At 67.8% G+C, this 15,465-nt stretch carries 10 protein-coding genes; all 10 read left to right on the top strand.

What is annotated here, in order from left to right; all coding sequences use genetic code 11:
- Positions 1–2 precede the first annotated feature (2 nt).
- The 10 genes from AB0C25_RS24750 to AB0C25_RS24795 all read left to right on the top strand — a co-directional run bounded on the left by AB0C25_RS24750 (position 3) and on the right by AB0C25_RS24795 (position 15,321).
- Complete coding sequence (locus AB0C25_RS24750) at positions 3–1,502, top strand: type VI secretion protein (RefSeq protein ID WP_357376611.1); 1,500 nt, start codon at positions 3–5, stop codon at positions 1,500–1,502.
- Positions 1,503–3,284 carry a type IV secretory system conjugative DNA transfer family protein gene (locus tag AB0C25_RS24755; RefSeq protein WP_357376612.1) on the top strand — a complete coding sequence of 594 codons (1,782 nt, stop codon included), beginning with the start codon at positions 1,503–1,505 and terminating at the stop codon, positions 3,282–3,284.
- Positions 3,281–3,976, top strand: a complete 696-nt coding sequence (locus AB0C25_RS24760; protein ID WP_357376613.1) for a hypothetical protein — start codon at positions 3,281–3,283, stop codon at positions 3,974–3,976. The genes AB0C25_RS24755 and AB0C25_RS24760 overlap by 4 nt, the downstream gene beginning before the upstream one ends.
- A 9-nt stretch (positions 3,977–3,985) precedes the next feature.
- Positions 3,986–4,963, top strand: a complete 978-nt coding sequence (locus AB0C25_RS24765) for a DnaB-like helicase N-terminal domain-containing protein (RefSeq protein WP_357376614.1) — start codon at positions 3,986–3,988, stop codon at positions 4,961–4,963.
- A gap of 14 nt (positions 4,964–4,977) precedes the next feature.
- Positions 4,978–5,250 carry a hypothetical protein gene (locus AB0C25_RS24770; protein ID WP_328654491.1) on the top strand — a complete coding sequence of 91 codons (273 nt, stop codon included), beginning with the start codon at positions 4,978–4,980 and terminating at the stop codon, positions 5,248–5,250.
- A gap of 281 nt (positions 5,251–5,531) precedes the next feature.
- The gene (locus tag AB0C25_RS24775; RefSeq protein ID WP_357376615.1) at positions 5,532–6,809 is read left to right on the top strand and encodes a hypothetical protein; all 1,278 of its coding nucleotides are present in this window, start codon (positions 5,532–5,534) and stop codon (positions 6,807–6,809) included.
- Between the two features lie 69 nt (positions 6,810–6,878).
- Positions 6,879–8,117, top strand: a complete 1,239-nt coding sequence (locus tag AB0C25_RS24780) for a hypothetical protein (protein WP_357376616.1) — start codon at positions 6,879–6,881, stop codon at positions 8,115–8,117.
- On the top strand, positions 8,114–11,458 hold the full coding sequence (locus tag AB0C25_RS24785) for a hypothetical protein (RefSeq protein WP_357376617.1): 3,345 nt from the start codon (positions 8,114–8,116) through the stop codon (positions 11,456–11,458). The genes AB0C25_RS24780 and AB0C25_RS24785 overlap by 4 nt, the downstream gene beginning before the upstream one ends.
- On the top strand, positions 11,455–14,259 hold the full coding sequence (locus tag AB0C25_RS24790) for an RNaseH domain-containing protein (protein ID WP_357376618.1): 2,805 nt from the start codon (positions 11,455–11,457) through the stop codon (positions 14,257–14,259). Before AB0C25_RS24785 ends, AB0C25_RS24790 begins: the two co-directional genes overlap by 4 nt.
- Before the next feature lie 240 nt (positions 14,260–14,499).
- Positions 14,500–15,321, top strand: a complete 822-nt coding sequence (locus AB0C25_RS24795; RefSeq protein WP_357376619.1) for a sugar phosphate nucleotidyltransferase — start codon at positions 14,500–14,502, stop codon at positions 15,319–15,321.
- Positions 15,322–15,465: the final 144 nt, after the last annotated feature.

The raw sequence follows: 15,465 nt of genomic DNA on the forward strand, positions 1-15,465 counted from the left end.
CGATGCTGCGGCGTACCCGACGCAACAACCTGCCGGTCGCCGACCTGAGCGACCTCCTTGGCGACCTCCCGACCCCGACGACGCCCGCCGCTGCCGCCTCGACGAAGGCGGGGCGGGCCCGACCGGAGCCGACGCCGCCGCGGCGCGGATGGTCGCGGCCGTTCGCCGGGCAGGCAGCCCGCGCCCCGCAGATCCCCGTCTTCCGGGCCTCCACCGGCCAGATGCAGGGCCTCTACCCGTGGCTGTACGGGCAGACGATGCCCCCGGCCGGCACCTACATCGGCATCGACACCCAGTCCGGAGGCAGCTTCTCCTGCCACCCCATCGAGTGGCTGCGCCTGCAACTGATCACCAACCCGAACTTCCTCATTACCGGCGTACCCGGCTCCGGGAAGTCCGCCACCATCAAACTGCTCTGCTACCGGCTGATGGCCTACGGCGTGCGTGCCTTCGTCCTCGGTGACATCAAGAACGAGTACGCCACCCTCGCCCGCCACCTCGGCGTCGAGCCCCTCGAGCTCGGGCCAGGCCTCGGCAACCGGCTCAACCCCCTCGACAGCGGACCCCTCGGCCGCAACCTCCCCGGCGACGCGGAGAAGCTCCGCGAGCGGCTGGACGAGATCCACCGCAGGCGCATCACCCTGCTCTCCTCGCTGCTGGTGATGCGCCTCGGTCGGGCACTGTCCCCGACCGAGGAAGCGGCCCTGTCCCTGGCCATCAAGCACGCCTCCGGCGAGGCCACCGGCGACAGCGACCTCACCGACCCGACCATCCCCGCCGTCTGGGCGCTGCTACGCGACCCGCTGCCGGACATGGCCTCCGAACTGCGGGTCCGTGGCGACGACATCGGGGAACTACGGGAGATGATCCGCCCGACGGCCGACGCCCTCGGCAACATGGTCCAGGGGTCGTTGAGCGGCCTGTTCGACGGGCCGACGACCATCCGCCTCGACTTCGACGCCCCCATCCAGACTGTCGACCTGTCCCGCATCGACGGCCGCGGCGACGAGACCGTCGCCATGACCCTGGCGTGCGTCTCATCCTGGGGGCAGGCCGCCATCGACGAACCCGGCGGGCCCGTCCGCATGGTCATCCGCGACGAGCTCTGGCGGGCCATGCGCGTCCCCGCCATGATCCGCAAGGTCGACTCCGACCTGCGGCTGTCCCGCGCCCAGGGAACGATCCAGGTGCTCAGCACCCACCGGCTCGCCGACTTCGAAGCCGTCGGCCCCGCTGGCAGCGAAGAGGTCACCATCGCCAGCAACCTCATCGCCTCCTGCGACGTGCGGGTATGCCTGCGGCAGGACACCGCGCCGCTGGCCATGACCAAGGATCAGATCGGGCTCACTGACACCGAGTGCGCCCACATCGCCTCCTGGTCCGGCGAGCACGTCGGCCGGGCGCTGTGGAAGATCGGCCGGCAGCCCAGCCAGATCGTGCAGACCATCCTCACCCCGCAGGAACGGCAGCTGTTCTACACCAACGAACGAATGGCGGTGTAGATGAGCGGCAACACCACGCGGCTCGGCGGGAGTCTCACCAGCGGCTCTGACTTGGTGGTGGGTGCCATCGTCGCGGTGGCCGCTGGCAGCATGCTCGGCATCTGGCTGACCGGCCAGGTCGCCGGGCTGCTGGCGCTGCACTGGCCGGCGACCTCTCCAGCCGACGCGTACGGCATCGGTCTCGCCCTGCCCCGGCACCTCAGCGATCCTCGACTGGCCTGGCCACCACGCGACCAAAGCCACCTGCCAGGTCCGATCCGCTTCTATACCGCAGCCGTGCTCGTCACCGCCGCCCTCTCCACAGCGGGAGTGGCGCTGTGGCGGCGGTGGGGCAACGGACGCCAAGCCCGGGGGATGGCATCGCGGCAGCAACTGCGCCGCACCCTCTCCGCCGAGGCCGTCCTGCGAGCGGCACCACGCCTGCGGCCCGGACTGGATCACAAACCGGAGCTGACGGACGTCGCGGTGCCGTTGGGCGACGCCGGCCCCATGCACCTGCACGCGGGCCTCGAATCCTCCGTGCTCCTGGTCGCGCCACCACGGCAGGGCAAGACCAGCCAGGTCATCATCCCGTGGCTGCGTGGCTTCCCCGGCGCCGCCGTCGTCACCTCCGTACGTCCCGACGTCTTGGAGAACACCGCCACCCTCCGGGCGGGAACGGCGTGGGTGATGGAGCTGACCGGCGACCTCACCTGGCCGCACCGCATCGCCTGGAGCCCTATCGCCGGCTGCGACCGATACGACGTCGCCCGCAAGCGGGCCGGCGTGATGATCCAGGTCGGCAAGCAGGAGAGCACCGACGCCACCAACGCCGGGTTCTTCGGCATGACCGCTACCAACCTGATGGCCGCCTGGCTGCACACCGCCGCCCTCACCGGCCGGACCATGACCGACATCCTGGCCTGGTCGACCGACGACACCAACGACCAGCCCGTGAAGCTCCTGCGCGACGCCTACGGCGCCCGCGACGGAGTCCTCAAGATGCTCGACGGGTTCTACCGCCAACCGCACACCACCCGATCCAACCTGTGGGCCACCGTCCAGACCGGCACCAGTTGCCTCTTCGGCGAAGCCGCCCACCACGTCTTCGCCGGGACCGTCACCGAATCCTTCGACATCGAGGCGTTCCTGCGCTCCGGCACCGACACCGTCTATCTGCTCGTTGACGAACAACAGGCCGAAGCCCTCGCTCCACTCGTCACCACCTTCGTCGACGAGATCACCACCACCGCGAAACGCCTCGCCCTGCGCGCCCCAACCGGCCGGCTGGACCCGCCCCTGGGCCTGATCCTCGACGAGGTCACCAACGTCGTCCCGCTGCCGGACCTACCGCAGCTGATGTCCTACGCCGCAGGCAGCGGCATCTTCGTCACCGCCGTCCTGCAGAACCTCGCAGCCGCCGAACAACGCTGGCGGGCCGTGGGCCGCCGGATGCTCTGGGCCAACTCCACCATCAAGATCGCCCTCGGCGGGCTGGCCGGCGACGACCTCGACGACTTCTCCCAGCTCGCCGGAACCTACCGCGAAACCCTCCTCGTCCCGCAACGCAACGACCGTGGCGTCACCGTCCAGACCACCGTCACCGACCGCAAGACCATGTCCCCTGAGGCGATCCGCACCCTCAACGAGCAGCGCCGGGAGGCGCTGGTCATCCATGCCACCACCCCGGCCGTCCTCACCCGCATGGCCCGGCACTACGAGAGCCGACACGCCAAGGAGTACGCCGACGCGGTTCGCCGCGCCCGCACCCTGATGGGACACACCCCGGAGACCCCGCGATGACCATCGACCCGCCGACCGCTGCGGCATCAGACGCTCCCGTCCGGCCCATCCGCGAGTGGCACGCCCTGACCCTGGAAGAGCAGACCGCCGAATGGACAGCACTGGTCAGCTGGGTCATCTGGATCCACGACCTCTACGAACTCTCCCGAGAAGAGCGACTGCCACTGTGCTGGCCACAGCACCCCGGCCTCGTCGAGGAACTCCGCAGCCTCAAGTTCTGGCGCGACGTCATCTACACCAGCCGCGACAGCGCTGCCGCCCATTCTCCCCGCTCCTGGCACGGAGAACTGCGCCAAACCCTCGCCGCCGCAGGCAACTTCTGGGCACCGACCTGCCGGGCGGGCCACACCAGCGCCACCCTGCTGAGCGAGGCGCACCCCGAACTCGCCCAACGCTGGCACGCCCACGGGCCGCCGCTGATGGCCTCCAGCCCTGCCCCCGGCCCGGCCAGCAGCCTGCCCGACAAGCTCGCCGACGCGGAGATGGCCACGGCCCTTGACCAGGGCGAAGCTCGGCCACACAGCCGCAGCATGCCCTACTACGCCCACCTCGCCGGCGCGTGGTGGACCCGCAGCAGCGACGGCGCGACGTGGCTTCGGTGTACCGACGCCGACCACCACGCCCACCTCGACGACACGAGCGCCCGGATGCGCGCCGCCGACACCGTCCGCGACCAGCTCACGAAGCAGTAAGGACCCGTCATGAGTGACCTGATCATGCGCGCGGAGCAGGGCGTTCTCGGTGCCCTCCTCGCCGATCCGAACCAGCCCCTCATCACCGACAACCTCGTCAGCGACGACTTCAGCCACCCCGCCCACCGGGCCATCTACAGCGCCATCCTGGACACCCCCGCCACCGGTGAGGACCCCGGACGGATCGTTGCCGCTGTCGTCGCGATCGTCGACCGGCCCGACGTCGACACCAACCTGCTCAACGCCCTCGCCGCCGCCGCGCCGGATGACCAGCGTGCTCGGGCCTACAGCCAGATCGTCATCCAAGCGGCCTTCGACCGCGACATCATCGACTTCGCCGAGCCCTACCTCGCCGCCGCGACGCAGACCACCGATCCGGTCGCCCGGGACGCACTTGCTCGCCTCGGCCAAGCCCTCACCGCCCAAGCGGAGATCTTCGCCCCTGCCAGCACGATCGATCCGGACCAGGCACTGTCCCTGCCCACCGTTGTGGCCTTGGCCGCCGCCGACCTGCACCCCGAAGACGCGATCATCGCCGACCTTCTACAGCACCCCGAACAAGCCCGCGACGTGGCGGCCTGGCTGACCTCAGACGTCTTCACGACCGACCAACGGCGCCTCACCTACGAACTCGCGGTCTCGATCGCCTTTGACCAAGATCCCATCGACGCGGTCATCCTCGCCTGGAACGTCGAACGCGCACGGGAGATCCAATCACTCTGGGCCCCGCACCATCGGCTTCCAGAGACCCTGAGCCACTACACCCACCTCGCCCGACTGGAGGTCACTGCCGTCGCAGTCGGGACCGCCGTCACCATCGGCCATGACCTGGTTTCCGAACACGTCACGGTCACGCTCACCCGCAGCGCCAGCGCAGCCGAGGCCGCCGCTACCGCCCGTTCCGTGGAAGTTGGTGAGTCGGTTGCCGGGCTGGAACCGCCTCTCGAGAACAGCCCAAACCACAACGCCCCTCGTATCGAGCTGTGAAGGGAGTGCCAGCCATGAACACCAACCCCGAACCCGCGACCACCATCAGCGCCGGCGCCCCGCCCCGCGTACCGCGGACCATGAGCCACGACGAGATGCGCCGGCACGAAGAGCAACAGCGGGCCAGCCGCCTCTCCCCGCGAGACCGACACCACATGTTCGTCCGCCACGACGATCGCTGGTGGATTGGCGACCACGACGGCTACGTCGAGATCACCAGCGAGGAGCAGAACCTCAAGCTCGATCAGTGGCACGAGCGGCTCAACAACGGCGCGCTCTGGGTCTGAGCCGTCGAGGCTTAGCAGCACGCTGCCTGTGGGTTGTCGGCGAGCGGTACAAGCGCTGAATCCGGTACTGACGGCTAGGCGTGTCTCCACCACTGCACCGCTCGACTAGTCGACACATCCATGCAACGATCAAACATGTGTTCGATACTTGGAGACTGTGAGTCAAGGGCGGTCCCCTAGGTCGCCTGCAGTTTGGCCCGTAACGGGTTATCGTCGCTGGTGGGGACGGTTGCGATGGCTATGAAGGCTAGGTCTGCGGATGTCGGACCGACGTGGGCGGCGTGACGACGGTTGTCGACGCCGGCATGATCGTGCCTGCGGCCCGTCGGCTGATTCCGGGGGCTCTGGCTGCACGACGGTTGACGTGTGGCTTGGCGCGGCGCGATGCGGCCGTACGCGCAAGGCTGTCCGCCCGGAAGGTGTTCCTCTTTGAGGAAGGTCTGCTTGCGGCGACTCCGGCTGAGGTGGAACGCCTGGCCGAGGCAGTGAGTTGCCGCCCTGATGAGCTGATCGACATCGTGCCAGGCCAGGAGACACTTGCCGATCTGCGCTTCTTGATCGGGCTGACGCTGGCCCGCACGTCGGAGTTGTTGAAGGCATCTCACGCCGGTCAGGATCTGCGTGTGTCGGCGGAGGCGCTGTCTGCGCTCGAATGCGGTGAGTCGATGGCCGGCCGGGATTGGGCGGAGCCGGTGATGACCGGTCGCCTCTTGCCGCCGCTGGCCAAGATCTATCGGGTGCCGACCCGGATGGTTCTGGACGCGTGGATGCGCACCCGACCGAAGGATCCTGCGCCGGCGGTGGAAAGCGGAGGACGCAGGGGGCCGTCTCGGGCCGCTGCCGAGGCGTGGGCATCGCTCAATGAGCGGCAGCGCGTGTATCTGGGCGAGATCATGCGCGACGACCGGATGACCGAGACCGAGATGTGGATGCGTCGGCTGCAGCGGTTACCGGTGCCGCCGGCCGCCGAGTGGCGTCAGCTGCCGCTGGCCCTGAAAGCGGCGTCGTCAGAGCCGGGTCATACGCGTCTCCAGGAGCGGCTGCGCCGACGTGGGGTTCATGACCCGGGCGCTGGCCGGACCCTGCACGCCCTCGCTCGCCGGGGCCTGGTGATCGTGACCGAGGACGTCATCGATCATCCGGATGCCGGTGAGGTCGTTCGGATTGCCGTCAAGATCACCCGACGCGGACGGGCTGCTGCCCGGGCAGGTCTGGATGAGGCTGTCGAAGTGGATCACGAGCCGCATCTGTTGTCGGAGTGGTTATGGGGTGTATTGGTCCGGGTGGCGGCGGCCGGGCCCGAGGGTCTGCCGGAGGACCGGCTGGCGGGCAAATCTTTGTTCTTTCTTGGCGTCGGTTACCGCAACGCGGCCGGTGGTCGGCCGAGCAGAGGTTTGATCGAGGCAGTGCCCGTGCTGGCTCCTGGTGGAACGCACGTGGTGGAGTTCCGGTGGCAGTTGACTGCTCTTGGCCGGCGTCACGTCGTCGAGTTCGCGGACACCTATCGTCAGCGGTTTCCGCGTGTGGAGTGCCCCGGACTCGAAAGCCTCGTCGTCTGATTTCTGACACCGGCCCCGACCTCTTTCGGGGCCTGCTCTTGTCAGGGGGTGGGTCTAACATCCGCCCTCGTGACCAATGCTGTCGATGACGACGCGCGCACACTAAGTGATCTTCATGTTCGGTACCTCGTCACCAAAGCGGCCCTGCATGCCGCGAAGGCTCTCACTGCTGCCGGGTGGAAGCCGGAGCGGCGGCTGGAGACCTTGATGGAGTGCCACGGGATTGTGCTGGCTGCCCGCGGCCCGGGAAGCCCGTTGCCGTTCGGCTGGTTCCGGCAGGCTCTTTCGGGTGACCTTGCGCAGCTACTGCCCGAGGGGGTGGAGCCAGTCGATCTCAAGGGATTGCTCGTCATGGATCAGGACGGGCAGGTCACGGAGGACGCCTTCGATCTGGACTTCGAGCAGAGGATGCTGCTGCACACTCTGCGCAAACTCGATCGCAGCTCGGACATGCTCGCGGGTGTGCGCGAGCTGCGGGAGGAGGTGGAGCAGGAGACTGTGTATCTGGCGCTGAGCAAACCGGGCGTTCAATCGGTCTACGAGAACGGGCGTGCGGATCTGATCCGATATCCGTCCGGGCCGATAGATGAGCTGGCGGACTTGCGGCTGCCGCCGACCGTGGTCGAGTTCTACACCGACATCCCGTACGCCTCGATCCACCAAGGCTGGTGGTACGAGTGTCCTATCTGCCGGTGGCCGATGCGGCTGGCGTTGGCGAAGAGCGCCGGTGCGCTGGTGGGGTCGGCCCGATGCTGGCACACCCCGCACGCCGATATGGGGGCCTCCTACCTGTTCCGTCCGAGCGATGACGGTTCTGCTGCCGAACTCCTTCCCGAGCCACGCCCGGACCGTCTCGCCGCCCGCGAAGCGGTGCTGTTACCCGACATCGATGTTGTTCCCCAGCCGATGCCGGCGGAGAACCACAAGGCGCTGACCCGGGGCATCTGGCGATACACCACGGTGCCGGGGATTCCGGAGCTGGCGCTGCGGGACCGGCTGGTCGAACGCGGGCTGAAGGTGGACCTCTGGCCGGCCCTGGACGCCTACGACCTGAAGGTGACAATCCCTGGCACCAAGACGTCCTTCAAGGTCGACGTCAAGGACTACACGTCGGCGACGACGCTCGCGAGCCTTATCCATGCGCAGGAGGGTGACCGCGGCGGCGCCGGATGGCTCGTGGTCCCGGACTACCGGGCCGGGCAGGTCCCGCTGTTGTCCGAGGTGTGCCAGAAGTACGACATGAAGGTGGCGACCGCCTCGGCCTTCGGTGAGTTGGTCTGCAAGCAAGCGGGGGTGAGGTGGGCATGAGCGACCCGACCGTGCAGACCAGTGTGGTGCACGCCGCCTTGGCACTGGCAGCCCACTATTTCCCGCGCCGTATCCCCGGTGATGCACGTGACGCCGCCGGGTTCGCCGACGCCGCGTTCCTGCTGTCCGGGAAATACACGGTGTGGGACCGCTGGAGCAGGCTTACCCACGACGAGAAGCAGCGGATTGCGCTGGTCGGATCGATCGCCCCGGCCGACCTGGCCGAGCATCGTGCCTTCTCGGTCGCCGCCCGCACCGCCCTCACCCCTTCCGATCCAGGTCCGGACGAGGAACAGGCACCCATCGCGGCCTTTGAGCTCGCCGGGAACAACCCGTTCAGGGCTGACGCCGCGTTTCCTCGCGTTGGCGGGAACCTGCTGGACTACGTCGATCGCCAGACCGCCCGGTTCCGGCGCCCAAGCGTCCGCCCGAAGCCGCCGGACTTCGCGGGCCCCGGAACGTGGAGTACCCCCACGATCTACGTCAAGGACGGCGGTCAGATCCACGGGCGGGTGCGGATCCCGCGCTATCCGCATTTCACCGAACCGTTCGACCTCGACCAGCTGCCGCACGTGTCGACCGTCCCCTATACGCCCGAGCTGCAGATTCCCACGCACGAACTCCTGACGTTGGCCGCCCAGATCGACGAACGCTTCCCGCCGGACAAGCGGTTCCTGCACACCACGCTCACCGGCCTGGTCGACGTGCTGCAGACCACCGACGTCGTCTCGCCCCGTGAAGTCTTAACAATGTCGGCCGTCGGCCTGGAGATCTTCCACGCTCCCACCGGCACCGGCAAGAGCGTGCTGGTCCGGGTCATGGCCAGCTGGTTCGCCCTGCGCAACCTACGAGTCACGCTCGTGCAGCCGGACATCAAGTCCTGCCTGGCGATGACCTCGAACATCCAGGGCGACCTGGCCTATCTCCGAGAACAACAGGACCTGGACCACACACCGACGTGCGCGCACCTGATGTCCTCGAGCAGCATGCGCGAGCGGGCCGTCAAGCACGCTTCGCTGATCGACGAAGACCCCGAATCGCCCGGCGACTGGGGTCTACGCGGAGAACGCGACATCGACCCGCTCGCCTACGGATGCGCGCAACGCGAGTTCACCGAGTCCACCGGCGACTACCCGCCCGGACGTGAACCCTGCCTCTCGCTCGGCCGTCAGGGCGTCGGAGTCTCGGCCTGCCCGTGGATCCCGACCTGTAGCAAGTTCACCCCGGTCTACGAGGCGTGCGACGCGAACGTGGTCGTCATGAACCACTTCTATTTCCTGCAGGGCACCCTGCGGATCGGCGTCAATCTCGATGGCCGCCCCGTGCGGACCCTGACGGCTGCCGAGTTCGCGCTGCGTACCAGCCATGCCGTGCTCATCGACGAGGTGGATCAGTTCCAGTCGAGGGCCATCGAACGCTGCGCCAGCGACGTGAAACTGCACTCGCGCCGTCATTGGACCTCGGCCCCTCAGGAGATCGATACCGACGCGAAGCGGCTGCCCATCGACGACGAGAACGTGCTGCTGCCGTCGGTCAGCCACGTGCGGCTCATGGCTGAGTTCCTGCTGCTCAGTATCTGCCGCAACGCGCTCAAGCTTCACGCTGCCGAGGACCAGCGCGCCGAGGAGCGCATTCCCGATCAGACCAGTAGCCGCTGGCATATGGCGCGTGGCCGCGACCGCACACTGGCCCGACTGCTGTGGCCCGATTCCGAGATCGGCGACGCGGGCATACCCACCGAGATCGTCGAGCGGATCAACGCGCTGATGCCTGAGCGCTACCAGCATGCCGACCGGCACGGACGCGCGAGCGGCGCGCTCGAACCGGTGTGGGCGGACGTCCAACGGGGCCTGAGCGCACTGGTAGGACCACGAGGCGAGAGCCTGCTTGACGCGGTCAAGCTCGAACTACACGAGTTGTTGGGCGACGTCATCAAGGACGGGCACCGCCGAGCCCAGATCATCAACCTGCTGGCGACCCGCGCGGTGATGATCGAACTCGACGAGGCGCTCGCAGAGGTCCGCAAGAACGCGCAGCGCTTCCGGTCGTCCGGGTTGCGCTCCGCTCAGAAGATCATCGAGCAGCTCCAGCACTCGGCGATCACCACCGTGATGCCGATCGGCATGCTCGGCCGCTCCCTGACCGGCTACCGGGTCACCGGCCTCGATGACAGGCAGAAGAGCGCCGAGCTGGTCGCCCAGACCATCGGCGGCGACCCGCACCTGTTCACCGCCGAACTCGGCGGGATCGTCTCGCTGAGCCTGGCCGGAACGCAACGGCCCGTCATGGGGCTGTCAGCGACGGCGTTCTTCCCGCAGGCCGTCCGCGAACATGTCCACGCCCCGGTCCGCTGGTGGATGACCGACGCACAAGCCCGCTCCATCCGCGCCCGGAAACGGCGTGTCGACTACGGCAAAGGGCACCCGCTGCTCGGCGAACCGATCAAAGTCTCGGGACTGCACACCAGCCGAAAACGAGACGCCCTGATCGAGCTCGGCGACCAGCTGTACGACCGGCACATCCGCCGGGAGCTGGAACGGGCAGCTCGCGAGGACCCCGACCGCGCCCACGTGCTCGTCGTCGCGAACTCGTACGAGCAGTGCGCCTTGCTCGCCCGCGGCATCGCCCAGTCCGGGAACTACCGGTCCGGACTGTGCGTGGCCGTGCGCGCCGAGGACCGGCACAGCCTCAATCCGGACCTGCCCCGCGAGAACCTCGCCGTCCGGCTGACCCAGGAAGAGTTCGAGACCTTCCCGGACCGGGGCAACATCCTGGTCGTGCCGCTGTCGCTGATCGCGCGTGGCCTCAACATCGTCAAGGGCATCCGCTCCGCGGTGCGGTCGGTCTACCTGTGCGTGCGGCCCCTGGCGTTGTTGAACGAGCCGTCCGAGATGTACGGGAGCATCAACGCAGCCGGCATGCGCGCCCTCCCCGCCGGTGGAAGCAGTGATCCCGTCGCCGCGCTCGCCGCCGCCCGCGACGCCGCGTGGGAGAGGCTGAGGCTGTTGCTGCGCTCGGCGAGCCAGTTCGCCTCCATGCAGAAATCCCTGCAGGAGGAAGTGGTCGCCGGCATGATCGTCGACCTCATCCAGCTCGCCGGTCGGGCCCGCCGTGGCGGTACCGAAGCCGTCCTGCACATGGTCGACTTCGCGTTCCACGAGGACACCTGGAGCGCTGACCTCGACACCATCCTGCGCCGCATTCACGCGAAGTGGCCGCCCGACGTGCGCAAACAGATGAACGACCTGTACGGCGAAGCGCTCAACGCATTCCTGTCGTACGCCGGAATCGACCCCAACGAGCCCACCGTGCTGGACGCTTTCCGAGAAGAGGACGAGTGACCCGACACCACCGCGAGCCCGGACGCTATCTCGACACGCTCGCGTACCGCTGCACCCCCGACCTCGTCGGCAACGACCGCGTGTACCTGAGAAACCTGGACGCCGAGACACGCACCCTGTGGGAAAACTTGAACCGCGCCTGCCAGAAGCGGTACGGCAACGACTCAGCCCAGGCCCCGTACTCGATCGCCACCACCGTGCTCAGCGTCCTCACCGGCGGATACGTCTACTTCGAGCCTGGTGGGCCCCAGCCGTTCCTCGCATCACGGGAGCGGATCGACGACAAGCTCCTGTGCCGGGTGTTCACCCTCACCTACGGGCTGGCCCAGGGTATAGCGATCCACGAAATCGACCTGCGGCGGCCGCCGGAGCTGGCACAGAAGATCGCCGACACTCCGGAGAGCGAGGTCTGCCTCGCCGAGCACGTCCGGCCGCAGACCGGCACTCAGCCCGTCGCCCCGAACTGGGTGTTCCGCACCATCGCCTGGGGCCTGGCGCAGAAGCTGGCCGGCCCCTGGACGGTTCGCGAAGGCCTTGCCATCCCACTGCGGCCAGACGTCACCGGCGGGTTGATCGCTCTCGACGACCCCTGGGAAAATGACCAGGGCGGCCGGTACGCCCTGTCACGTACCGCCCTCACGCTGCAAACGGTGCCGAACATCGCCACCCCCGTACTCATGGTGACCTCCCGGGTGACCCGGATCTCGGACTCACTGATCTACAGCAGGACCGTGCTGGCGGTCCAGCCCGGTGACAACCGCCCGGTCCTCGAAGTGGGCCTGCACGGCGGCGGCGGCGCCCGCACCATCAGCCGCTACGCGCTCGAGGCGCTCGGACGCCTCGAGATGGACTACTCCGTCCTGCAGGCCATCGCGACCCGCTCGCAGGCCGAACAGCGCATGCGCGCCGAAGCCATCGCCGAGGCAGGCAAGGACCGCAGGCCCACCCTGAGCTTCTCCCGTGAACGCCCTGCCCAGATCTGGCCCGTACTACCGAAGAGCCGGCCGTTCCCCATCGGCGTCGGCACCGGCATGCACCACCTGCGGGTCCTCAACGAGCACGTCCTGGGCCGGTTTGAGGGCCGGGCAGAGCCACTCATCGCGCGCGCCACCACCATGGCTCTGCCGCACCGACCGACTGACCCCGAGAGGGTGCCCAAGGCGGAGATGGACCGCCGCAAGGCAGAACGCGAAGCCACCGGGTCCAAGAAGGCTCTGCGCGGCAAGGGCAGCGCGTTTCCCGAGCCCGCCTCCATCGCCGCCGCAGTCAAAGCGGCCGGCTTCACCAAGCTGCGCCTGGTCTGCCTCTGGTACCGCGACGAAACCCGGCTGCGGATGATCGCTGCCCTCGCCAAGACGTACGGCCTCGAGACCGAGGGCCTCGACCCGCACGACGGCGAAGAGATCGATCTCTTCGGCGGGACGATCACCGCCGTCTTCCACCTCGCGGCGAACTTCCTGGCGCACGGTAGCCCGAACGGCCGGACCAAGGCACTGAACCCCGCCGCCGCGGCACTCGACACCAGCGGCGACGTCCTGATCGGTGCTTGGTGCGAAACCCACATCCCCACCACCGACGACATCCCAGGCCTCAAACCCGCCGAACTGGAGGACGCGGACGCGAAGCCACAGAGCAAGATGATTCTGGCGAGCAAGGACATCGCCAGCCAGTACCTGCTAGGCAGGAACGCCAACGGCATCATCGAGCCAAAGGACCCCGACCACCCGGCAGAGATGGCGCTGCTCGACCTCTACCGCTCGCTCGGCATCATCGACGACCGCATCGCCAACGCCCTGCGTCCTGAGAAGCGACACGCGGGGTACGGGGCCGACCGCATCGCCCACGTCGGCTTCCACATCCGCCAGCAGAACAAACGCAAGGGTGAGAAGAGCTCTCCCAGAACGGTCGTGACCGCGACCGCGTTGATCCCGCCGCCGACGCCAGGCGACGTGTGGCAATTGCTCGGCTGGAGCTCGACTGTCGCCTCATGGCAGCCCTACCGCCAAGCCCAGAACCAGTTCCACGAGACCGAATACCCGCAGGAGAACGGCGGCAAGAAGTCGTACCGTCAGCGCTGGGACGACGTCGGCGACGTCGTCGAACAGGCACTGCAGGACCTCGCCGAGGACCTCGATGGCCGGCCGTACGTCGTCACCGTCGACGAGGACAGCGCCCGCCGCATCTGGGATGGGTTGCAGAACAGCAAGCAGGGCAGCCAACCCGGAGAAGGGAAGAGTAAGCGGTGGCTGCCGGGCTACAGCCTGCAAGACGATGAACGCCCCGACGCGATCATCCGCGTCAACATCGCCGACGACAGAGTGCCCCCACCGATCGCCTACACCCACGTACTCAGCACAAAAGACGCCGTACGAGAAGGCGAGACGACCAACGCTCTCTACGAGATTGAGACGGACTTCGGCACGCCGGTCTGGGTCCTGTGCAACGTGCCGCGCAACTACGACGGTGGCAACTCGGGCCGGCTCGGCGCGAAGTACACCAGGTGGGACGCCAAACGGTCCGTCATCTCCGAGAACCGCGAAGAACGCCGCAAGAGCGAGATGCCCGAACCGTGGTACTCGATGACCGCTACCGAGATCTACCCCATCGCCCTCAATGACCGTGTCTCTCATGAGGCACTCGCGGTCGCCACCGCTCAGCTCTGTCACCAGACCATGTATTGGTCCGGCCGCGCCCGCTACCCAGTCGCACTGCACGCGGCCATTCAGATGGACGAGGGCCATCCTCAATATCGCCGCACAGCACAAGCGTCCGATGAGGAGGAAGACGGCCCGGGACGATAAGTAGCTCCTGCGTCAAGTCCGGGGTGTGCATTCGGTGCCTGAGTCTCGGTAGACGACACCGGACAGGCGTCGTTCTCGTACGCAGAGGGATCGAGGCCGCCGTCGCCGGCGGCCTGCGCCCGTGCGCGCCTCCACTAGGTGCCCGAATTGACCCAATGCTATGCGTAAGCTGCATTGGTCCGCCCGGCTCACTGTCGCTACACGTTGACGGCCGGTGTAACCCAACCGAAAGGTAAGCACGTGAGGGCCGTCATCGCTGTCGCCGGCATGGGCAGCCGCTTCTTCCCGATCGGCAAAACGATCAACAAGTGCATGCTGCCGATCCTCAACCAACCAGTCGTCGCCTACGCGGTCGCTGACTGCGTCGCCGCAGGCACCCGTGAGATCGCGATCGTCACCGCCCCCGGCGAGATCGGCCGCCAGGTGCGTCATTACTTCACCGAAGACCACGACCTGAAGGACTACTTCACCGCACGCGGCTGGCAGGACAAGTACGCGTCCGTCGTCGACCTGCACAGCCAAGCCGACTTTACGTTCATCGAACAGCCGCGCGACGACCGGTACGGCACCGCGCTGCCCGCGATCGTCGCCGCTGACTTCATCGCTGGCGACGACTTCCTCCTGGTGGCCGGCGACGACCTTTTGCTACGCAACGACGGCGGATCGGACCTGGCCGACCTCGCCGCGGCCCGGGTCGCCGCCGGAGTGCCGGCTGCGCTCGCCGCCGCCACGGTGCCCGGCGCCGAGGCCCACCGCTACGGCATCCTCCACCCGCGAGCATCCGAGGGTCATGAACTGCTCGACGAGCTACTCGAGAAGCCGCACGACTACGACGAGCCGACCGCGTACATCAACATCAGCCGTACCCTGCTACCCGCTGACGCGGTGGCCTACTTCCAGGAGCTGATTCCGGCTGCCAACGGGGAGTATCAGGCCACCGACGCCGTCATCGCCTTCGCCCGCGACAACGACGTACTGATCCACCCCGTCACCGGTGAGTACCATGACTGCGGCAGTCCCGCCGGCTGGCTCGCGGCCAACAACGCCGCAACCATGCCCTAGGCCTGGCCGGTCCCGGTCGTACAAGCGCCTTCAGACCGGCTAACCCGGCGGCGGAAACGCTGCCCGTCTGCGCGTGCCGTGACCCTCCACGCCGGCCAGTCTCACAGGAGGTCCCGCAGCGGCGGTGCCGTCCCCACTGTCAGC

Origin of the sequence: Micromonospora sp. NPDC048839 (genome assembly GCF_040649915.1) — a bacterium.
Lineage (GTDB): Bacteria > Actinomycetota > Actinomycetes > Mycobacteriales > Micromonosporaceae > Micromonospora.